Source organism: Qipengyuania sp. JC766, from assembly GCF_040717445.1.
In the GTDB taxonomy this organism is placed as follows: domain Bacteria; phylum Pseudomonadota; class Alphaproteobacteria; order Sphingomonadales; family Sphingomonadaceae; genus JC766.
The window spans coordinates 1-19823 of record NZ_JBFEFL010000001.1 but is presented as its reverse complement, the minus strand read 5'-3'; the positions used below and the strand labels follow the sequence as shown (position 1 = coordinate 19823).

The 19823-nt window shown below is 63.6% G+C and carries 25 protein-coding genes, 1 pseudogene and 1 riboswitch; of the genes and pseudogenes, 15 read left to right on the top strand and 11 right to left on the bottom strand.

The genetic code is table 11. The features are described from left to right. The first annotated feature begins 55 nt into the window (after positions 1-55). Complete coding sequence (locus AB1K63_RS00130) at positions 56-283, top strand: DUF2945 domain-containing protein (RefSeq protein WP_366957850.1); 228 nt, start codon at positions 56-58, stop codon at positions 281-283. Then, positions 283-474 (top strand): DUF3008 family protein, encoded by a 192-nt coding sequence (locus AB1K63_RS00125; RefSeq protein WP_241554479.1) that lies wholly within the window; start codon positions 283-285, stop codon positions 472-474. The genes AB1K63_RS00130 and AB1K63_RS00125 overlap by 1 nt, the downstream gene beginning before the upstream one ends. A gap of 13 nt (positions 475-487) precedes the next feature. Here the strand turns inward: AB1K63_RS00125 and AB1K63_RS00120 are convergent, their stop codons facing one another. Then, positions 488-1747, bottom strand: coding sequence for a dipeptidase (locus AB1K63_RS00120; protein WP_366957849.1), 1260 nt, complete (start codon positions 1745-1747; stop codon positions 488-490). A gap of 101 nt (positions 1748-1848) precedes the next feature. Between AB1K63_RS00120 and AB1K63_RS00115 the strand changes: the two genes are divergently transcribed. Genes AB1K63_RS00115 through AB1K63_RS00105 form a run of 3 tightly spaced genes read left to right on the top strand, consistent with a single transcriptional unit; the run spans position 1849 to position 2782 of the window. Further along, the gene (locus AB1K63_RS00115) at positions 1849-2139 is read left to right on the top strand and encodes a DUF427 domain-containing protein (RefSeq protein ID WP_366957848.1); all 291 of its coding nucleotides are present in this window, start codon (positions 1849-1851) and stop codon (positions 2137-2139) included. After that, a complete protein-coding gene (locus AB1K63_RS00110; RefSeq protein WP_366957847.1) occupies positions 2136-2372 on the top strand; it encodes a DUF3253 domain-containing protein in 237 nt (78 codons plus the stop codon). Before AB1K63_RS00115 ends, AB1K63_RS00110 begins: the two co-directional genes overlap by 4 nt. Further along, the gene (locus AB1K63_RS00105; RefSeq protein ID WP_366957846.1) at positions 2369-2782 is read left to right on the top strand and encodes a DoxX family protein; all 414 of its coding nucleotides are present in this window, start codon (positions 2369-2371) and stop codon (positions 2780-2782) included. Before AB1K63_RS00110 ends, AB1K63_RS00105 begins: the two co-directional genes overlap by 4 nt. Here AB1K63_RS00105 and AB1K63_RS00100 read toward each other — a convergent pair. After that, the gene (locus AB1K63_RS00100) at positions 2775-3026 is read right to left on the bottom strand and encodes an SWIB/MDM2 domain-containing protein (RefSeq protein WP_366957845.1); all 252 of its coding nucleotides are present in this window, start codon (positions 3024-3026) and stop codon (positions 2775-2777) included. The two genes, AB1K63_RS00105 and AB1K63_RS00100, sit on opposite strands and share 8 nt — an antisense overlap. A 26-nt stretch (positions 3027-3052) precedes the next feature. Then, the gene (locus AB1K63_RS00095) at positions 3053-3649 is read right to left on the bottom strand and encodes a YbhB/YbcL family Raf kinase inhibitor-like protein (RefSeq protein ID WP_366957844.1); all 597 of its coding nucleotides are present in this window, start codon (positions 3647-3649) and stop codon (positions 3053-3055) included. A 433-nt stretch (positions 3650-4082) separates the two neighbouring features. Here AB1K63_RS00095 and AB1K63_RS00090 point away from each other — a divergent pair, with 433 nt between their 5' ends. Both AB1K63_RS00090 and AB1K63_RS00085 read left to right on the top strand, forming a co-directional pair. Next, a complete protein-coding gene (locus AB1K63_RS00090; protein ID WP_366957843.1) occupies positions 4083-5327 on the top strand; it encodes a S41 family peptidase in 1245 nt (414 codons plus the stop codon). Continuing rightward, on the top strand, positions 5327-5674 hold the full coding sequence (locus tag AB1K63_RS00085; RefSeq protein ID WP_366957842.1) for a DUF962 domain-containing protein: 348 nt from the start codon (positions 5327-5329) through the stop codon (positions 5672-5674). Before AB1K63_RS00090 ends, AB1K63_RS00085 begins: the two co-directional genes overlap by 1 nt. Positions 5675-5677: 3 nt before the next feature. On the opposite strand, the gene AB1K63_RS00080 is transcribed toward AB1K63_RS00085, so the two are convergent. Further along, positions 5678-6103 carry a hypothetical protein gene (locus tag AB1K63_RS00080; RefSeq protein ID WP_366957841.1) on the bottom strand — a complete coding sequence of 142 codons (426 nt, stop codon included), beginning with the start codon at positions 6101-6103 and terminating at the stop codon, positions 5678-5680. 113 nt (positions 6104-6216) lie between these two features. Next, the gene (locus tag AB1K63_RS00075; RefSeq protein WP_366957840.1) at positions 6217-6807 is read right to left on the bottom strand and encodes a fasciclin domain-containing protein; all 591 of its coding nucleotides are present in this window, start codon (positions 6805-6807) and stop codon (positions 6217-6219) included. A gap of 202 nt (positions 6808-7009) precedes the next feature. Between AB1K63_RS00075 and AB1K63_RS00070 the strand changes: the two genes are divergently transcribed. Genes AB1K63_RS00070 through AB1K63_RS00060 form a run of 3 tightly spaced genes read left to right on the top strand, consistent with a single transcriptional unit; the run spans position 7010 to position 8369 of the window. After that, positions 7010-7531, top strand: coding sequence for a helix-turn-helix transcriptional regulator (locus AB1K63_RS00070; RefSeq protein WP_366957839.1), 522 nt, complete (start codon positions 7010-7012; stop codon positions 7529-7531). Positions 7532-7572: 41 nt separating this feature from the next. Next, positions 7573-7941 carry a hypothetical protein gene (locus AB1K63_RS00065; RefSeq protein ID WP_366957838.1) on the top strand — a complete coding sequence of 123 codons (369 nt, stop codon included), beginning with the start codon at positions 7573-7575 and terminating at the stop codon, positions 7939-7941. Between the two features lie 8 nt (positions 7942-7949). Beyond that, complete coding sequence (locus AB1K63_RS00060; RefSeq protein WP_366957837.1) at positions 7950-8369, top strand: hypothetical protein; 420 nt, start codon at positions 7950-7952, stop codon at positions 8367-8369. A 19-nt stretch (positions 8370-8388) separates the two neighbouring features. Here the strand turns inward: AB1K63_RS00060 and AB1K63_RS00055 are convergent, their stop codons facing one another. After that, positions 8389-8802 carry a DUF6491 family protein gene (locus AB1K63_RS00055; RefSeq protein WP_366957836.1) on the bottom strand — a complete coding sequence of 138 codons (414 nt, stop codon included), beginning with the start codon at positions 8800-8802 and terminating at the stop codon, positions 8389-8391. Positions 8803-8922: 120 nt separating this feature from the next. Here AB1K63_RS00055 and AB1K63_RS00050 point away from each other — a divergent pair, with 120 nt between their 5' ends. After that, positions 8923-10836 carry a CshA/CshB family fibrillar adhesin-related protein gene (locus tag AB1K63_RS00050; RefSeq protein ID WP_366957835.1) on the top strand — a complete coding sequence of 638 codons (1914 nt, stop codon included), beginning with the start codon at positions 8923-8925 and terminating at the stop codon, positions 10834-10836. 28 nt (positions 10837-10864) lie between these two features. Here the strand turns inward: AB1K63_RS00050 and AB1K63_RS00045 are convergent, their stop codons facing one another. Continuing rightward, entirely contained in the window at positions 10865-11353 is a 489-nt protein-coding gene (locus AB1K63_RS00045; RefSeq protein WP_366957834.1) for an HPF/RaiA family ribosome-associated protein, read from the bottom strand. Positions 11354-11391: 38 nt separating this feature from the next. Here AB1K63_RS00045 and AB1K63_RS00040 point away from each other — a divergent pair, with 38 nt between their 5' ends. After that, the gene (locus AB1K63_RS00040) at positions 11392-11835 is read left to right on the top strand and encodes a PRC-barrel domain containing protein (protein ID WP_366957833.1); all 444 of its coding nucleotides are present in this window, start codon (positions 11392-11394) and stop codon (positions 11833-11835) included. 192 nt (positions 11836-12027) lie between these two features. Here the strand turns inward: AB1K63_RS00040 and AB1K63_RS00035 are convergent, their stop codons facing one another. Beyond that, positions 12028-12369, bottom strand: coding sequence for a hypothetical protein (locus AB1K63_RS00035; protein WP_366957832.1), 342 nt, complete (start codon positions 12367-12369; stop codon positions 12028-12030). A 136-nt stretch (positions 12370-12505) separates the two neighbouring features. Between AB1K63_RS00035 and AB1K63_RS00030 the strand changes: the two genes are divergently transcribed. Then, positions 12506-12748, top strand: coding sequence for a DUF2061 domain-containing protein (locus tag AB1K63_RS00030; RefSeq protein WP_366957831.1), 243 nt, complete (start codon positions 12506-12508; stop codon positions 12746-12748). A 98-nt stretch (positions 12749-12846) separates the two neighbouring features. Further along, positions 12847-13326, top strand: coding sequence for a YaiI/YqxD family protein (locus AB1K63_RS00025; protein ID WP_366957830.1), 480 nt, complete (start codon positions 12847-12849; stop codon positions 13324-13326). A 36-nt stretch (positions 13327-13362) separates the two neighbouring features. Here AB1K63_RS00025 and AB1K63_RS00020 read toward each other — a convergent pair whose 3' ends face one another. From AB1K63_RS00020 to thiC, 3 genes are all read right to left on the bottom strand, one after another. After that, positions 13363-15075: a hypothetical protein gene (locus AB1K63_RS00020; RefSeq protein WP_366957829.1), complete on the bottom strand. Its 1713-nt coding sequence runs from the start codon at positions 15073-15075 to the stop codon at positions 13363-13365. A gap of 197 nt (positions 15076-15272) precedes the next feature. Further along, positions 15273-15875: a DUF427 domain-containing protein gene (locus AB1K63_RS00015; RefSeq protein ID WP_366957828.1), complete on the bottom strand. Its 603-nt coding sequence runs from the start codon at positions 15873-15875 to the stop codon at positions 15273-15275. Further along, a complete protein-coding gene (gene thiC / locus AB1K63_RS00010) occupies positions 15872-17761 on the bottom strand; it encodes a phosphomethylpyrimidine synthase ThiC (protein ID WP_366957827.1) in 1890 nt (629 codons plus the stop codon). The genes AB1K63_RS00015 and thiC overlap by 4 nt, the downstream gene beginning before the upstream one ends. Before the next feature lie 37 nt (positions 17762-17798). Beyond that, a riboswitch (TPP riboswitch) is annotated at positions 17799-17905 on the bottom strand. A gap of 148 nt (positions 17906-18053) precedes the next feature. Here thiC and AB1K63_RS00005 point away from each other — a divergent pair. Continuing rightward, positions 18054-19823, top strand: a pseudogene (locus AB1K63_RS00005) (hypothetical protein); the annotation flags it as partial.

Here is a 19823-nt window from a genome sequence, read left to right as displayed (position 1 = left end):
GGAACCGGCCCGTTACCCATGGTTTGTTCCTTCGTACAATGCGAAGGAGCTTACCATGAGCAATTCCAACAGTTTCCAGACCGGGCAATACGTCCAGTGGGAATGGGGAAACGGCAAGGGCAAGGGACAGGTCAAGGAGCGTTTCGAACGCGAGGTGACACGTACCCTGCAGGGAAGCGAGATCACCAAGGACGGTGACGAGGACAATCCCGCCTACCTGATCAAGCAGGAGGACGGGGACGAGGTCCTCAAGCGCGGGTCCGAACTGGAGGCGCAGGACTGATGCCGGCCAAATCCAAAGCCCAGCAAAAGGCCGCTGGTGCGGCCCTTTCCGCAAAGCGCGGCGACACCAAGGTCTCCGACCTTCAGGGCGCCTCCAAGCAGATGTACGACTCCATGTCGGAAGACGAACTGGAAGACTACGCCTCGACCGATCGCGAAGGCCTGCCCGACAAGGTCGACGACGACGATTGAGGTTCCGGGGGCGTCAGTCGTCCCCACCCCCTTCCGGATATTCGATCGGCGCCATGTCCGCCATCTGCGCCTTCGTCGCCTCGACCGCGCGCATCACGCGCATCATGTTGCGAAAGCTGATCTTTTCAAGATCCGCCTGCGAGTATCCGCGTCGAGCGAGCTCGGTGAACAGGGCGGGATAGCTGGACACGTCCTCCAGCCCCTGCGGGGTCGTGGGAATGCCATCATAATCGCCTCCGATGCCGATCGCATCGATGCCGGCGATCTCACGAACATGGTCGATGTGATCGGCCATGTCCGAAATCGTCGCCTGGGGCTGCGGATTGGATTCGGTCCACGCCGTCATCGCCTGCTCGACCATTTCGGGCTGCCCCTGCCAGAGCGACTGCAGGCGTGATTCCTCCGCCGCCCGACTGGCGCCCCATTGCCGCGCGGGCTCGCTCAGGAAGCCCGGCACCGCCGTCACCATCACGATGCCGCCGTTTGCCGGCATCCGGCGCAGTACTGCATCCGGAACGTTGCGGGCGTGCCCGTTGATCGCGCGGGCGGAGGAATGGCTAAAAATGACCGGCGCGCGCGACACGTCCAGCGCATCGTTCATCGATGCTTCGCTTACGTGACTGAGGTCGACGACCATGCCGATCCGGTTCATTTCGCGAACGAGGTCCTTGCCGAAGTCGGTCAGTCCGCCATGCTCCGGCTCGTCCGTGGCGCTGTCCGCCCACGGTGTGTTGCTGCCATGCGTGAGCGTCATGTAGCGCGCGCCGAGATCGTATGTCTGACGCAGGACGGAAAGGCTCGATCCGATCGAATGGCCACCTTCCATGCCGATCAGGGATGCGATGCGTCCTTCTCCCATCGCCCGTTCCACGTCATCGGCGGTGAGCGCGAGCTCCAGCTCGTCCGGATATTGCGCGATCAGGCGCTTGGTCACATCTATCTGTTCGATCACGGTCTGAACGGCTTCCGGTTCGGGCAGGTTCGCGGAAACGTAGACAGACCACCATTGCGCCCCGACCTTCCCCTGTCGGAGCCGCGCAAGGTCCGTGTGCATGGCCCGCCCGTCGGAATGGGTGTGGCCGGTATCCGTCGTATCGTCGAAGTCGAATTCGCCGATGACATTCCCGAAGCGGCTGCGTAGCTGGATCGGAACGTCATTGTGTCCGTCCCAGATCGGCGCCGCCTCCAGCGCGGCCCGGGCGGTTTCCTCTGCGGTCTGGGCGGCAACCGGCGTCGCCAGAACAAGCGCCACGAGCGGAAGGAAAGCTTTCATCGAATTCTCCGTTGTCCTGTGCCCAGCCTAATGCCTTCCCGAAGGCGCGCAAGCCGGAACCGCGACCGGCTCCGAGCGCTTCTGCTGCGAAGGAGCCCAGCATGACAGTCGAAGCCCGTTGGAATGGCGAAACCATCGCCAGGAGCGATGATACGATCGTGATCGAGGGAAACCATTATTTCCCCCCTTCCAGCGTGAATCGCGGCAACCTGGTCCATAGCGAGACCTCCACCCACTGCCCGTGGAAGGGCGACGCGAGCTACTTCCATGTGAATGCAGGCGGCGAAATGAACCGCGATGCGGCCTGGACCTATACCGAACCGTTCGAGAAGGCCGCGCAGATCAGGGATTACATCGCATTTTGGAACGGGGTGGACGTGATCCAGACGTGACCGCGCGCGACGCGATCATTCATCTGATGAAGCAGCGAGGCAGCGACAAGACGTTCTGCCCAAGTGAAGCCGCCCGCCTGATGGCCCGGGCTAGAGAGGACTGGCGCGACCGGATGCCGGAAGTGCACGCCGCAGTTGACGACTTGCGACATGCAGGGGTTGTGACGACGACATGGCAGGGCAAGCCGCGCCTCCCCGGAGAAGGCGCGTACCGCATTGGGTCGGTATCATGATCCGCTCCGCGTTGCGTTTGCTGCTCGGAGTGTTCTACGCCTTTGCAGGTTTGATGCATCTGGTTCGCCCCGCGCCGTTTGTCTCGATCGTGCCGGAGGGTATTCCGTTTCCCGAAGAGATCGTCTTCTGGACCGGCATCGCGGAACTGGCCGGTGCAGCCGGTCTTCTCCAGCCCTTCGATGGGAAAATGCGTCGCGTGGCGGGGATCGGTCTGGCCGCATATGCGCTGTGCGTGTGGCCAGCAAACATCAATCATTTCGCAATGGACATGGCGCGCCCGGATAATGGTCTGGGTCTCGCCTACCACGTTCCGCGCATGGTCGCACAGCCACTGATCATCTGGCTGGCGCTGTGGGTCGGCGGGGCAACGGACTGGCCGTTCCTCCGCCGACCGCGCAATCTTAGCTGAGGTGCTTGGAAACAGCAGCCGTCATCTTGAACATCGAGATCTGGTCCTTCCCGATCACGGCGCCAAGCTTGGCATCGGGATTGATCTGGCGCTTGTCCTTCGAATCCTGAAGGTCGTTCGCCTTGATGTATTCCCAGACCTTCGAAGTGACCTGGGCGCGCGTCATCGGGCCCTTGCCCACGACGGTTTCCAGTTCCGACGACAGGTTCACCGGTTTCTGCAGTGCATTGTTCTTGCCAGCCATGATAATTCCTTTCCTTCTAGGCCAGTTCAGTCGAATTCATCCTCTTGGTCCCATTCGCCGGCGTCGTCCTCCTGTCGGGCATAGGTCCCGACGAGAACAGCCGCGGCCGTCACGTGCCCGCGAATGGCGGACACGACATCTTCCCGCGATGCACCGGGCATCAGGGTCATGGGAAGGTCGGTGGCGAAGATCTGGAACACGTAGGAATGCGCCGTGTCATCCTCCGGCGGCTGCGGAAGCAGCCATTCCGAATTTCCGACCGCATTCTTGCCGACTCTCGGCGGAGCTTCGCCTTCGAGCAACTTGCCGCGCTGCCCAGCAAGACCCCAGACGAGCCAGTGGCACGAAGTGTCCTTACCCGTGGAGTCCATGTCCTCGACCAGGATGACTAACTCCTGCGCGCCCGGAGGAGGCGCGGTCCACTCCAGCGGAGGTGCGACGGCATCTTCCTCGTCCGCAGTGAAGCACGGATCGAGTGCGCCGCCCGCCTGGAAGGCCGGACTGCTCAGGGAAAAGCCGCCCCGCCCGATCGTGCGCGCGTCGGCCAGATCCGCGATCGATAGCGCGCTGCCGGAGGTCCGTCCGCCAAGCGGTTCGACAAGCCAGTCGGGGTAATCAGCCATTTATTCGTCCCATATCCTTATCATGCCTAAGCCCGGTTTCGAGCCAGAGCGAGGCCAGTTGGGCCTTCCGCCCCCGGTTTTCCACCGCTGTTCGGCTCATCCCTTATCATTCGTCAACCATTTCAACTCGCTAGCGAGCCATACCCGGCCTTGCCCCGATCCGGTTCATGCGGCATCAACGCAGGCGAGAGAGATATGGCAGCGGTCGACGGGCTCGATCGCGCGGGATGGAGATGGTGTCGTGAACAATTTTGGACGGGTCGCAATCGGCGCACTCCTGGCAGGGTCGCTCGCAGCGTGCGGCAGCGACGGGGGGCCCACATTCGGAGGTCCGACACCGACGCCGACGAGCTCCACTGGCCAATGTTCGCTTTCCGCGCGTCAGGCGTTCGCGCGCGATGTCATCGACGAGTGGTATCTCTTCCCAAATCTGGTGAACACCGCAGCCCAGCCTTCGGCCTATAATTCGGTCCAGGGATATCTCGATGCCCTCGTCGCCCCGGCGCGCGCGCAAGGCCGTGATCGTTTCTTCACGTATGTGACGTCGATCCGCGAAGAAAACCAGCTGATCAATTCCGGGTCCACGGCGGGCTTTGGCGTTCGCCTCGGCTACGACACGGCCAACAACAGGGTTTTCGTGATCGAGGCCTTCGAAAGCGGTCCGGCATTTCCGCGCGGGTTCGATCGCGGGGTGGAACTCCTCGCCATCGGAACCACCGCCGGAAACCTGCAGTCGGTCAGTTCGCTGATGGCTTCGGGCGGCCCGGACGCGGTCCAGGAGGCGCTTGGCCCGTCCGACCCGGGGGTCAGCCGGGTATTCCAGATCCGTCAGCTCAACGGGACAACCTCCACGGTCACGGTCAGCAAGACCGAATTCGCCCTCGACCCTGTATCCGACAGGTACGGCGCACGCGTCATCAACGACAACGGCAAGCGCGTCGGGTACATCAACCTGCGTACTTTCATCGTCGAGGATGCGGAGCAGGATCTCCGCGCCGCATTCAACACTTTCCGCCAGCAGGGCGTCACCGAAGTCATCCTGGATCTGCGCTACAACGGTGGCGGACTGGTCAGGATTGCCGAGCTTCTGGGCGATCTGATGGGACGCGACTACGCAGGCCAGGTGTTCAGCCGCACGACCTTGCGGCCCAGCAAGTCGAGCGAGAACGAGACCGACCTCTTCGAAGTCCAGCCGGAAGCGATCACCGTCACCAAGCTCGCGGTGATCGGTCGTGGCGGCACCGCCTCGGCCAGCGAGCTGGTGACGAACAGCATGATCCCGTATCTGGGGAACAACCTCGCGCTCGTCGGAGCCAACACCTTCGGCAAGCCCGTCGGCCAGTTCGCGTTCGACCTCGAAGCTTGCGATGACCGTATCCGTGCCGTGACCTTCCAGACCGTGAATGCAGACGGGCAAGGCGAATACTACAATGGGCTTGCTGCGGTGGTTCCGAACACCTGTGCCGCCGATGACGACATTTCGGTGCAGTTGGGCGATCCGGCCGAAGATTCCATCGCGCAGGCCCTGTCGTTTCTGAGGAACGGGGCGGCTACGTGTACCCCGATCACGGCGAACGCGCAGAGTGCGCGGTCCGCTGGTTCACGCAGCAGCGAACGGCGCGTGCTGCAACCGAGCAATCCCACTGCGGCGCAGCGGGAAATCCCCGGTCTGTTCTGATGACGCGGGAGGAACGAACCTATTCGACGTTTGCCGAATTCTGGCCGTTCTATCTGCGCGAGCATTCCAGGCCGCAGACGCGCGCGCTGCATTACATCGGCACCACACTGGTGGTTGGCATTGCGATATTCGCCCTGCTGACCCAGCGCTGGTGGTGGCTGCTCGCGCTGCCGCTGGCGGGCTACTTCTTCGCATGGATCGCGCATTTTACGGTCGAGAAAAACAGGCCGGCGACGTTCACCTATCCGCTGTGGAGCCTGGCTGCAGACTTTCGGATGTGGTTTCTCTGGTTGACGGGCCGCCTCGGCCCGGAACTCGGCAAGGCCGGAGTTCCCCAGACGGAATGATGCTCAGGGCTGTGCCGGTCCCTCGACCGGCCGGCTATCGGTATGGGCGCAGCCGTTGCGCACCTCATCGCCAATGCGCAGGGTGACGGTAAAGGGAAACAGCTGGTCCGACATGCCGTCGCTGCATTCCCCTTGCGTTACGGTCATGTCGAAGGGACGCCCGTTCAGAGTGCCCGAGAACCCCAGTCCGTGATTGCCGGCGAAGCGTTCCACTGCAATCCGCTGCCCCTCGATATTCTCGGGCGTCGAATAGGTCAGCGTGCGACCCTGCACCTGTCCGCCCCAGAAAGGCTCCGTGCCCACGAAACGGATGGTTTCCCCGGGATCGATCGACGAGAACTTCTGATCGGAACCCGGCGCGGCCGATTGGCAGCCTACCAGGACCAATGCACCGCCGAGAAAGATCAGGCGTCGCAGGGTTGACGTCATGGGACATTCCTTTTTCTCGGTGTCGCAGGTCGTAATTACGCAATGCCGGACGGTGATACAAGAAAGGCGGACCGCATTGCGGCCCGCCTTCCGAGATCAAGCAACTGACCGGATCAGCCGGGCATCAGCACCGTGTCGATCGTGTGAACGATCCCGTTCGATGCATCGATGTCGGTGGCCGTCACGATCGCCGTATTGCCGGCCGCATCGCGCAGGACGACATTGTCGCCATCCATCATTGCGGTCAGCGTCGCTCCATTCACCGTCGTGATTTCGTAACCGGCTTCACCGGCGTCCGCGATCGCGGCAGCGAGAGCAGCGGCATTCGTCTCACCTTCGACGACATGATAGGTCAGGATGCCGGTCAGGTCTTCCTTGCCCTCTTCACTCATCAGCGTGTCGCGCGTCGCTTGCGGGACCTTTTCGAAAGCGGCGTTTGTAGGTGCGAATACCGTGAAAGGTCCCGGGCCGGAAAGCGTCGCACCCAGTTCAGCGGACTGGACAGCCGAAACGAGTGTCGAGAGATCGGCATTGCCTTGCGCGACTGCCACGATGGTGCCCGCGTCGGTGGCTGCCGCATCGTCGTTAGCCATGGTGTCGGCCGCGGTGGCCTCGTCCGTCGCGGTTTCGTCGGCGGCTTCCGGCGCGCAGGCCACGGCGGCAAGCGAAGCTGCGGAAGCGAGTGCGAGTGCAAACTTCTTCATGAATATATCCTCATTCTGGGGTCTGCCAGGATCGGCAAACGAGATACGTCGCGAAAGCGCGCTCGTATTCATCTAACCTAACAAAAGGCGGGTTTTGCGGTTCCGAAATCCGGCCGGAATATGGCAGGATGCGACGGGGCGTCTTTCAGCATCGACCAGCCGAACCTGTCTTAACAAATTTACGTCGGAGAAGTTCTCCGGTATGTTGAATTTGGAAGTCAGGAAGGTCACGCGCGAGCGAATAATAACAACCGATTTGGAGCATTTCATGTCGCCGGACGGGTCGCTGAACCAGACACTCACCGAACGGCAGAGGGAATGCCTCGAAGCCGTTGCACGCGGCTTGACCTCGAAGGAAATCGCGCGCGAACTCAACCTCTCTCACAAGACCGTCGACCAGCATATCGCGATCGCGATGGAGCGGCTCGGCGCTAAGAACCGCACGGCGGCTGCGATGATGCTTCGACCGCAAGACGAGATACATCCCGGATTTGGGACATCTCAGGCAAGCAGGGGAGACGACGAAAGCGTCATCGAGCCTTTTGCGAGCGCAGATACCGAGGCGAAAGGATTCCTCCCGCCGCTCGGAGGCCGGGCCAATGCCCTGTCCCTCCGGGATCGGCTCGCATTAATCGTCCGGGTCGCCCTGTTCGGGCTCATGGTGACGGGTGCGGCGTACCTATCCATTTACGGGGCTATTCGCGTATTGGGCGAACTGCGATGATGCTCTTGTGCAACTCCCGCAGGGTCATCCCGACCCCGCTTATGGAGAACAGCACCATGTACTCAATCGATCAAGCCGCCGGCCAGGTCGTCGCGACCGATACCCAGCTTTCCGTCGACGCCGCCGATCGGGCCGTCATCTCGCTGGCCAATCTGTGCGCCAGCATCGTCGAGGTCAGCAAGGCCTCCAACTTGCCCGTGCGGACAGCACAAAGTGCCCTCGCGAATGCGGCCAGCGCCTTGGGCGGCAGCGTCACGATCCGCCAGAATGTCGCGGCAGCCACGGCCGAGCTTTTGTCGATCCAGGGTCGCTCGACGCTGGAAGCCGTTTCGTTCGGATGCCCGGGTGGATTCCCGGAACCGCAGGGCAACGACACCGCCAAGCCGGTGTCCGCGAAACTCGAGGCCTAAGGCAACCGATGATCGTCCCGCTTGTCTTCTGGTCCTTTCTGCTCGGCGCGATCGCGATCGGATGGCAGGCGGGAGATCGCGCGGATCGCCGCGTCCTCGTGGCGATCCTCTTGGTCTCGGCTCTATCGGCGGGGGCGCAATCCCTGCCCGAAGGCGTGACGCGGATCGGCGCGATCCTGGTCCTCGACCTCGCGCTGCTCGGTGTCGTTACCCAACATGCGCTGCGATCGCACCGCTACTGGCCGTTATGGTTCGCAGGGATGCAATCGGTCGCAGTCCTACTGACCCTGTTCGCTTTGGTTGCGGACGGTGAAGCGCGATGGCTCTGCCAGGTGTTCGCGGCGTTCTGGGCCTTGCCCGCAATGCTCGTCATGGTGCTCGGCCTACTTGCGGACAGGCGCGCCCATGTCGTCCCTCAGAGAGCTTAGGTTCCGAGCCAGCCAGAACCTAGCGACCGTCATCCTCTTCCGGTCCTAGCTTGCGCACCATCCTGACGGGACAATTGCGCGGCCCGAGATTGCGATCGGGAACGATCAGGTCGACATCAAGGCCGGTGCAGATGCGGCCGAACCCCTTCGTATCGAAGGCAATGGTGCGGCTCCAGTCGAGCTGAGGACAACCACCGAATGTCTCGAAAAGGTAAGTGTCGCTTGCGCCGACATCGACATAGATTTGTTCGGCACCGCTGGCCGATTCCGGTGCGCGCCGGTACCCGGTGACGGAAAGTTGCGAGAAGCACTCTCGCTCGTTCGCGGAGGAAGCGGGGGAATAGCTCCCGCTTTCGCCTTCTACCGGGGCACAGGCGGCGATCGCCAGGCCGGCGAGGGAAGCGGGCAGCAGGCGCAGAATTCGTTGGGGCATCGAAAGGTCTCCTCTCTCACCGAACCAATCGCATGGGTGGGAGCACGTTCCAAACCTTCACAAAAGCGAAAATGCGACTGGTTAGCGGCCCATAAAGGTTTTCGTTTTACCACGCGCCCCGTGGACCAACCCCGCCTAACGTTCGGGCCGCGACCTGCCAGCCGGCTCGTGCGCCTCGTGCTATCGCTCCTGGCAGCGATGGCCGCGCTTCTGGCGCACGATGCGTATGCCCAGGATTGCTCGCGTGCCGGTGCGCGCGGTGCTGCGCCGTCCTCGTGGGAGACCTATTGCTGGCTCAACATGAGCAATTACAGCGACACGCTAGCACGCTCCGCGACCGGACAGGCGATGTCCTACACTCTCCCGGACGGATCACGCCTCGCCTTCCAGTTGCGGGTGACGAACGCGCCCACGACGACCGCTACCGTGCTCACGAGCGCCACGGCACCCAGCTGGAGCGGCGCGGCCGTCGGCAACAGCAGCTTCCTCAACATTCCCGGCCGGCCGGTGCTCTACCAGGCGATCAATGGCGCGACGACGACACTCAACTTCAGCAACATCCGGATCATCCCGCCCGCCGGTGTCGCGCAGGCGAGCCAGTACTCGTTCGTCGTGGCCGATGCCGAATCGACGGACGGGCAGGAGTACCAGGAGTACATCACCAACGGTTCCGCCTGGCAGGTGCTCGACCAGGTCGCGCCGATCAGCGGGTCCGTCTACCCGACCACCACCGGTATCGGCACCACGACCTTCCGCGCCTCTGGCGGCGGAGCGACGGGACGGGTCGGCGCGTTCATCGTCAGTTCCCTGAACCCGACCACGGTCAGCGTCACGATGCGCGGGTCCGGCCTGCAGGGCGTGATGCTGGCCGTGCGCTTCGCGTCCATCACGCTTAGCAAGCGGATCGAGGGCGCCCGTATCGCCGATGCCGACCAGTTCCGCTTCCTCATCGAGTCCCGCGACGGGGCCACGACCTACGCGTCCGGCCAGACGAGCGGCACCGGCTTCGGGCCCTTCCCCGCAGCGGTGTTCAATTCCACCACCGGAGTGCCTTTGGTGCTGCGCGAGGCGATGGTGTCCGGCAGTGCCAGCACGCTGGCGGATTATCGCTCCGTACTCTCCTGCACCAACGAGAACACCGCTTCGAGCACCGCCCTGCCGCGCAACCTGGTGACGACCAGCTACGACTTCGGGACGCTCCAGTTCGGCGACTTCGTCGACTGCACGTTTGTCAACACGCCGAACCCAAAGCTCGAGCTGCGCGTGGCGATCGCCTCGCCGGGGCGCATCTTCCCGACCGACCAGTTCGCCCTCGCAGTCCGCAACCAGACGGCCAATGCGCAGGTGGCGGCTTTCACCACCACGGGGACCAGCACCACCGCGACACCTTCGACCACCGGGCGGCTGAGCGCCATCGCAGGCAACACCTACCTCCTGGCGGAGACGGCGAGCGGGACCACCACCCTTGCCCGCTATCGCCCAGCCCTCGCCTGTACCAATCGCAATGCGACATCCACCACCGCGCTGCCATCGGGCGGCGCGAGCGGTACGGTGGTGCCGCGGCTGGGCGACGTCATCACCTGCACCATCACCAACACGCGCGATCCGCTGCGCGCGATCATCGGCGTCACCAAGACGTCGCGCATCGTGTCCGATCCGCTGGGCAATGCCGTCCCGCTGGCGATCCCCGGCGCGATCGTCGAGTACACCGTCACCGTCACCAACACGGGCGATGCGCCGGTCGATGCCTCGACCCTGCGCCTGGTCGACCTGCCGGATCGCGACGCAGCCTGGCGGACCGCCTTCCAACCGGTCTTCACGGACGGCGCGGTTGCCAGCGGCCTCACCTTCAGCGCCGCCAGCAACGTCGCCTACTCCAGCGCCCCGGGCGGCGCGACCTTCGGTTACAGCCCCGTGGGGCCGCAGGATCCGGCGGTGACCGCGATTCGCTTCACGCCGGGCGGTACGCTGCGGGCCTCCAACGGATCGGCCAATCCGAGCTTCTCGCTGCGCTACCGGATGGTGCTGGAGTAGCACCACCCGGTGCCGGCATGCGCCGGGATCACATCGCCTTTTCGGGGCGCGGATCGTGATTGTGCTTGCTGGCCTTGCCCAGCACGCGGTCCAGTCGCTGCGCCAGCGTGTTCGCCGCGCGCCGGGCGGCATCGTCCACCGCGCTCGCATGTTCGGTCACGCCGATCGGCTTGCCGCCCTTGGGCCGCGCCTCGATCGTGCAGGCCTTGTCGTCCGCGCCGTGCTTGGGTCCGTTCTCGTCGCGCACGTGGATCTCGATGCGCGTCAGCCGGTCCTCGAAACGGGCGAGCTTCTCGCGCACGGCCGCCTCGATGCGTTCGGCGACGTTCTGCGTCCCCATGACCGAGCTGTCTGAATTGAACTGGACCTGCATGGCGGGTTCCTCCTTCTGGTAGTTGGTCTTACCCTTCCGGAACGATCCGCAGCGCCCATCGGTGCCCGCCGGATCGACCGAAAGCCTTTCGCGTCCGGCGGGCGGCTCGCGCGCGCGCGCGGAACATGCGGTCGCGGCGGACATTGCCCCGGTACACACATCGGCAACACAAGGACCCGCCCATGAAACTCGCCCTCCCCGCCTTCGCCAGCCTCGCCGCCGGATGCGCGCTGATCGCCGCCTGCGGCGAAACCCCGGCAGAGCGCGAAGCCGACCAGATCGAGGACACGGTCGAACGCCAGGCCGACCAGAACGCCGCCGCCGCCGGGATGGAGGAAGCCGCGCTCGGCATGACCGAGGCGCAGCTGCTCGACGCCGACCTGGTCGCGGCCGACGGCACCGACCTGGGCGACATCGAACTCGTCCGGCGCGAGGCGGCGGGCGCGGTCACCGGCCTGGTGGTTGAGCTCGACGACACCGACCCCGACCGCTGGGTCGAGATCGGTCTCGACGGCCTGACCACGCGCCCCGATGGCGATGACATGGACGTGCAGACCGGCATGACCGCCGCTGAACTGGCCGCCCTGCCAGACGCGGACATGACCGCGATGACCAACCCGGTCTGACCGGGCCCGGCACCCCGCGAACACGCTTCGGACACCGGGACATGGACCGCATGGACCGGTGTCCAGGGGCAAAAAGCCGCCATTGCGCCACCTTGGCGGCGTGAAGGCGTGACCCTGCGCCGGATCGTGTGACCCGGCGTCGCGGCGGCGACACAGTATTCGCGCCGCCTGACACCGCGGCGCGGCGCGGCGTCACCGTGCGGCCCCGCGGCCGTGACCCGTCAGCGGCCCGCCCGTCACCCGTCCGGCCGGCGTGTCACCCGTGCGCGGCCCCTTCGCCAGCAAAGGATGGACCCGCGCCTTGCGCTTGCGGGCGGCCGCCCGCCGCGTTGCGGCTTCCTGCAGGGCGACATGCCATATCCGCGCGAACTCCGGCGCCCGCGCGCGCAGGCGATAGGCCGCCTGCCGGCTCATCCCCACGCCCCGCGCCGCCGCGGCCACCTTGCCGTGCTGCGCCAGCGCATGGAGGAACGCCATCGCCTTCGGCCCGGTCCAGCGCGAATTGTCGGACGGCGGATCGCTCTGCTGTGTCATCCGCCATGCTAGGCCACAGATGCCCGCCTGTAGGACAGCGTTTTTTCTCCGCCCGCCCACGATCAGCGGCGGAACCGATTACTCAGTGCAGGTTTGATCGTTTGGACCGATGAACGGCAGGAGTTAGGTATCCGGCATGAAACGCGACCTGTCCAAGACGTTGAGCTTCCTCGTCCTGCACCTGCTGGTGGGGTTCACGGTCGCATATGTCTTCACCGGATCGATCCTGATCGCCAGCGGCATCGCGCTGGTCGAGCCGCTGGTGAACGCGGTGGTGTTCTTCTTCCACGAGCGCGCTTGGGAACGCAAACGCCGCCCCGCCATGCTCGACGTCCTGCTCCACCGCCACGGCACGGAAGAGCGCGCGCGCGGCGGCTGAGCGCCCTCGCTGCAGCGGCGAGCCCCCCCTAGGTTTGGCTGGGCAGGTTTGGCTGGGCAGGTTTGGCAGGAGCGCGCCAGCGCCTATAGGCAGGCTGCATGAGCGCACCCGTCACCATCCTCGTCGATGCCGATGCCTGCCCGGTGAAGGAGGAGATCTACCGCGTCGCCGCGCGCTACGGCGCACACGTCCGCGTGGTCAGCAACAGCCCCTTCCGCGTGCCGGTCAGCGAGCGGGTGAAGCGCGTGGTGGTCCCCGGCGGCTTCGACGCGGCGGATGACTGGATCGCGGAGGCCGCGGGGCCACGCAGCGTGGTGATCACCGCCGACATCCTGCTGGCCGAACGCTGCCTGAAAGCGGGCGCGACGGTGTTGCGCCACGACGGAAAGCCCTTCGACGCCGCCAGCATCGGCAGCGCCCTCGCCACCCGCGCGATCATGGAAGACCTGCGCACGGGAATGGACGGGGTTGGTGGTGGGCCGCCGCCGTTCAGCAAGGCGGATCGGTCGAGTTTCCTGCAGGCGCTGGATTGGGTGCTGGTGGGGATGGGGCGGGAATGTCATGGCGCCCTCTATTGACATCGTAGGCTGCCTCAAAATTCTCGCGGAAGTTGCCTAATGGTCTGGCCCTAAATAGCTACGGATCCTGATAGCATTCAGATTCGACTCGGCGGCTATTCGTTCAAGAGCCTGCCGAACCCGCTGGCCAAATTGCTGGTAAGATTGTGGTCCAGAATTTGAATCAATGAATCGCATGGAAGCCCTCAAAGCCGTTCGAAGCTGATTGCCTTCCAAAGATTTGTAGATTTCGACCAGCTTCTCTGTTGGGAGGCTTGCTAAAAATTCAATGTCGTCTGGGTTCCAGCCGCTATTAGTCTCAATCCCTGACAAGACCTCGATTGGATTTCGTTCGAGGGGCCGTGCGGCAAGCGCGGCCTCGAAAGCAGAGCGGACATTATCATTTGCTCTACGGAAAAAGCTGGGGTGTGATGAGGGTTCGAAGAACGACCTTGGACGATCCTCTGAGTACTGAATATACGAACTTAGTATTTCGTCGGCTGCTTCACTCCTTCCGATGTCACAAAGCAAATCATAATACCCATTGATTTCACTTGGGCTGACATTCAGAGCATGATTGTTCACGGCCTCACGAATGGCAGTCTCGATACTATCTCGGTTGTCATCAAACGTGCCGCCGAACAATTCCCAAGGCGAAGCAATAACTTCGCGAGCTGCTGCGTTGTCGAACTGATCATTGAGAGTTTGGGCCTGTTCACCTAGCTTTGCGAGATTGAAGGCGCCGTTTTCAAGGCCCTCGATTAACACCTCATCAAAATCATCCACTCCGACAAAACCATACGCCTGCATCAAATGGCTTAGCGATTGACTTTCTTCATCGCCTGAACCCTCGTCTGTCTCGAAGAACCCCTGATACCGATTGTACGACCTAATAGAAGCCATACTGGGCGCTTGGTCAGGTTCAAAAATACTCCAGCCAAACAACGCTAGAGATTGGATCGCTTGCTCAACCGTGGACGGATGCCAAGAAGCGAACTGCCCTTCTAAGTGCGACACGAACCTGCGGATACGCCGGATCACGCGAATGTTCGTGATTCCTAGCTTCACGACAAGAGATAATAGTTTTTGTCCAAGCTCATCATCTTGCTCCAGCGCGATGTTCGCCGATTCGATTGGTAGCGGCTCGAAAACGATCGCTTGGTCGGCAACCTTTTCAAGATAGCCGTCAAATTGTGATAATTCGCCATTGAGGCGGTCCTTGTTCAAAAGCAGAACGACCTTGCAATTCCTAGTTTCCTTGAGCTCTGTCGCAAACCCGAGCACCTCAACAATGCTCAAGCCGTTTCCCGACCTCTCAAGGTCGTCGATGCACACTATCTGGTCACGAATTAGTAGCGAAGCTGTTGGAAGGATCAGATCGCCAGCGGAGCCAGCCCAAGGAATGAGCGAGACAAGAGACGAGGAAGCTTTCGATAAGCGCCTGCCAGTCCACTCAGCGAGGCGCGAAGCGCCCTCTATCGTCCGAAGATTCTCACGAAAGGAATCGACGGTCGGTTCGATAGCATTACCATCCAGTCTCACAGTGGACTGAAAAACTGCTTGTTTGAGCTCTTTGATTGAACTGACCCCAAACGCGGAAACGTACGAATATCGCTTTCTTGGGCAGGTTCCTTGCTCCCTGCATTCATTCAGCGCTTTTGCCCAAGCGTAAGTCTTGCCAACGCCCCAACGCCCTGAGACGCTGAGGACTTCGGGATGTGTCGAAGCCAGAAAGCGAAACATTTCGATTTGAGCGAGTGCTGCGGTCATAATTATGGCCCCAAGATTGATTTCGAGTTCTTTGACTAAACTTTTTCAAAGCTTCGAACTAGGCTCGCGGTAAACCTCGCTCATCCCCTTTATGCCCTTTTCCGCTTCCTCGGCCTCCTCGGCCAAGGGCTCGCGCTTGATGTTCTCCCTCGCCAAATAACTGTCCGAGTTCTGCGTCGCCGCGAAGCCACTCCAACCTACCACCCCTGTGTGCGCGGACCGCCCTTGATCGGCCCCCGGATCCGGTCGGTGACCCAGCCGCCATAGAGGCCGCCCGGCTGCGGACGGGCGCGTTCCTCGCCCACGAAGCAGGCGAGCCTTGCGGGGTAGAACGCGAACCAGCCGGCAATGGCGGCGTAGCCTTCGGCAAGGTCGTCGAACGGATCGGGATAGCTCCAGGCCGCGTCGGTCACGCAGGTTCCGTCCGGCAGCACGCAGTCGTAGGCGAGCGCGGCGCCCTTCCATTCGCACACGGACATGCCGCCATTCGCGACCAGCCATTCGGTCCGGACGCTGCCCGGCGGGAAATAGGGGACCGGCGCGCCGGCGGTTTCCTTCACCAGCAGGACCGCGCCCGATCGGGCGACCACGTGCCCGTCCGCCTCCACGCGATATTCTGGCGCGCCAGGCTCGGCGGTGGCGGAAACGAGGGCGGGCGGGCGCGGATAGTCCCACACCGATTCCTCCCCCGGCCCGACCGGCTCCAGCCCCGGCGGACGGAAACGCGCATCCCAAGCCCCGCGCGCAGGCGCGACCCGGGCGAGCAGGGCCCGCTTGTCCGGGAGCGGCGGAGCGCTCACTCCACCTCGTCTTCCGGCAGGTACAGCCGCTCGCCCTTCTCGCGGTAGCGGCGCGACATTTCCTCCATCCCCTCTTCCGCATTCTCGCGCGCTTCGGGCGGGGTCTCGCGCCTGATGTTCTCGGTGGCGAGGTAGCTGTCCGAGTTCTGCTTCGCGGCGAAGTCGCGCACTTCCTGCGTGATCTTCATCGAGCAGAACTTGGGCCCGCACATCGAGCAGAAATGCGCGGTCTTGGCGCCTTCCGCGGGGAGGGTCTGGTCGTGATATTGCTCGGCCGTGTCGGGGTCGAGGCTGAGGTTGAACTGGTCGCGCCAGCGGAATTCGAAGCGGGCCTTGCTCAGCGCATCGTCGCGGACCTTGGCGGCGGGGTGCCCCTTGGCGAGGTCGGCGGCGTGGGCGGCGAGCTTATAAGTCACCACGCCCACTTTCACATCGTCGCGGTCGGGCAGGCCGAGGTGTTCCTTGGGCGTGACGTAGCAGAGCATGGCGGTGCCGTACCAGCCGATCTGCGCCGCGCCGATGCCGCTGGTGATGTGGTCGTAACCCGGCGCGATATCGGTGACGAGCGGGCCGAGAGTGTAGAACGGCGCCTCGCCGCAGGCCTCCAGCTGCTTGTCCATGTTCTCCTTGATCTTGTGCATCGGCACGTGGCCGGGGCCTTCGATCATCACCTGCACGTCCTCGGCCCAGGCGCGCTTGGTCAGCTCGCCCAGCGTGTAGAGTTCGGCGAACTGAGCCTCGTCGTTGGCGTCGGCGATGGAGCCGGGGCGCAGGCCGTCGCCCAGCGAATAGGCGATGTCGTAGGCCTTCATGATCTCGGTGATTTCGTCGAAGCGTTCGTAGAGGAAGCTCTCCTTGTGATGCGCGAGGCACCATTTCGCCATGATCGAGCCGCCACGGCTGACGATGCCGGTGACGCGTTTCGCGGTCATCGGCACGTAGGGCAGGCGCACGCCGGCGTGGATGGTGAAGTAGTCGACGCCCTGTTCGGCCTGCTCGATCAGCGTGTCGCGGAAGATCTCCCAGGTCAGGTCCTCGGCGATGCCGCCGACCTTCTCCAGCGCCTGGTAGATCGGCACGGTGCCGACCGGCACGGCAGAATTGCGGATGATCCATTCGCGCGTGTCGTGGATGTTGCGGCCCGTGCTGAGGTCCATGATCGTGTCCGCGCCCCAGCGGGTGGCCCAGACCATCTTGTCGACCTCGGAAGCCACATCGCTGGCGACCGCGGAATTGCCGATATTGGCGTTGATCTTGACCAGGAAATTGCGCCCGATCGCCATCGGTTCGCTTTCGGGATGGTTGACATTGTTAGGGATGATCGCGCGGCCGCGCGCGACCTCGTCCCGCACGAATTCGGGGGTGACATATTCGGGGATCGCGGCGCCCCAGCTGTTTCCGTCAAGCTCGCGGCGCACATAGTCGCGCCCGATATTCTCGCGCTCCGCCACATATTCCATCTCTGGTGTGACGATGCCCTGGCGGGCGTAGTGCATCTGGCTGACGTTCTGCCCGGTCTTCGCGCGCAGGGGACGCTTCACGACGTTCGGGAATTGCGGCACGCCGCCCGAGCGGTCGGGTCCGAGTTGGCCGTTGTCCTCCGGCTTCACTTCGCGCGCATCGTATTCCTCGACATCGCCGCGGCCCGTGATCCACTCGCGCCGCAATTGCGGCAGGCCGCGCTGGATGTCGATCGTGGCATCGGGATCGGTGTATGGGCCCGATGTGTCGTAGACGCGGACCGGTTCCTCGCCGCCTTCCAGCCGGATCTCGCGCATGGCGACCCGGATGCCCGAACCGCTCTTGGCGCCGACATGCACCTTGCGGCTGCCGCGAATGGGGCCGGTGGTGACACCGATCTCGAACTGCGAATTGATGTCGGCCATGCGTCTCTCTCCATGAGGCGGATGGAGAGCGGATATCCGGTTCAGGTCCGCCCGCTCCCTCCGCCGATATTAATCGGTTCAGGTTCGACGGGTCGGGCGGTGCTACGCGCCCCTCTCAGCCAAGCGGCTCCCCGGGGATGGCGTGCAGTGTAGAGGCTTCGACCACGAGCGTCCAGCGACGCCGGCAGCCCGACTGCAATTTGCATCTTATGCCCGGCATTGCGGCTTGCTATAGCCGGGCCGGGAGGTTCGCCGGTCCAAACATGGCCAGCCCCTCCGGGGGGCATCAACGATGAAAAATTTGCGTGTCGTTGCGGCAGCTTTGCTTGCTGCACCTGCAATTGCGGTTGCCTTTCCGGCGGCAGCGGACCAAACGGCCGAATGCAACGCCGCTCTTGGAGCCGACGGTCTACCTGACACCGAAGACGACAGTTTGGAATGCGGGATCGATGCACGCGCGGAAGGCGACGATGCGACCGCCATCGGCAGTTCGACCCGCGCGACAGGAGCACAGAGCGTGGCGGTGGGCGACGATGCGCGTGCATTCGGTGTCGGATCCATCGCGGCCGGTTCCGGCACTACGGTAAACGGGCTGGCCGGTATCGCCACGGGTCTGGATGCACGCGCGAACGGCGAAGGTTCGATCGCGATCGGCGGGTCCGCGGCGACGACGCGCGCGCATTCGGTCGCCATCGGATACGGCGCGCTGGCGGGCGATGTCGGCTCAACGGCGGTCGGCAAGGGTGCGGACGCCAACGGTCGCGCACTGGCGCTGGGCGCCGACAGCGTTGCGAGCGGCTATGGCTCGGTCGCGGCCGGTAGCGATAGCAGCGCCGGCGGGTTAGAAAGTGTTGCGATGGGCGCGAACAGCCGCGCCGGCAGCGAAGGCAGCCTCGCCATCGGTCGCGACAGCAGCGCGTTCAGCGACGGTGCCGTCGCGCTCGGCGAAACGTCCTCAGCGCTCGGAGAATCCAGCGTTGCCATCGGTTCGAGCAGCGCCACAAATGGCAACCATGCTGTTGCCATCGGCGATCTCGCCAATGCGGGTGAAGGTGCGGCGGCATTCGGCGCAGGCAGCAACGCTGTCGGCCAAAACTCGCTCGCTTTAGGCAGCACGAACGCGGCAAGTGGCTATGCGAGTGTAGCGCTGGGCAATCAAAGCGGCGCGTTTGGTTATGGCGCACTCGCCCTCGGTGCGAGTTCCGAGGTCACGGGTTACAACAGCGTCGCGATCGGCTTTGGATCGGTCGCATCCGCATCCAACACCGTCTCTTTCGGCAATGCGAGCCTGACGCGGCGGCTGGTCAATATCGCCTACGGTATCGACGATAACGATGCGGTGACGGTCGGCCAGCTCTACGACGCGCTGGCGAACATCGACGCAGGGGGGGCTGCCGGAACGGGATCGATCTACTTCACTGCCAATTCGACTGGCCCGGCTGCGCGAGCAAGCGGCAACAATTCGGTGGCGGCTGGAAGCGACGCACGAGCAGGCGGCGAGGCGTCAATAGCACTAGGGGTCAATGCCAGCGCTGCCGGCGCCGACGGCATCGCGATCGGGACCGCAGCCAGGGCTTCGGGAGTCAATTCGACAGCGTTGGGGCGCCAGTCGGTCGCGTCCGGAGTGAATACGACAGCCGTCGGTCGTCAGGCTTCTGCCAGCCAGTCGGGCGATACCGCTTTCGGTTCCGCCGCGAGCGCGAATGCCGGTCAGGCGACTGCGTTCGGACGAGTGGCGTCAGCGACCGGCGCCAATTCCAATGCCGTCGGTGCATTTTCCAAGGCGGCGGGCCTCAACTCTTCGGCCTTTGGCACAGGGGCCGTAGCGGAAGCGACCAATTCCAATGCAGTGGGACGTTTGGCCAAGGCTATCGGCGCGAATTCGACTGCCGTTGGGACGGAGGCGCAAGCGGGCGGCATCGATTCTAGCGCGCTCGGACGTTCGAGCGTCGCTACCGGCACTTACTCCGTCGCGATCGGTTCCAATTCCGTTGCTGCGTTCAATAATTCGGTCGCCCTCGGCTACCTCGCGACCGCTACCCGCGCCAACCAGATGATGCTC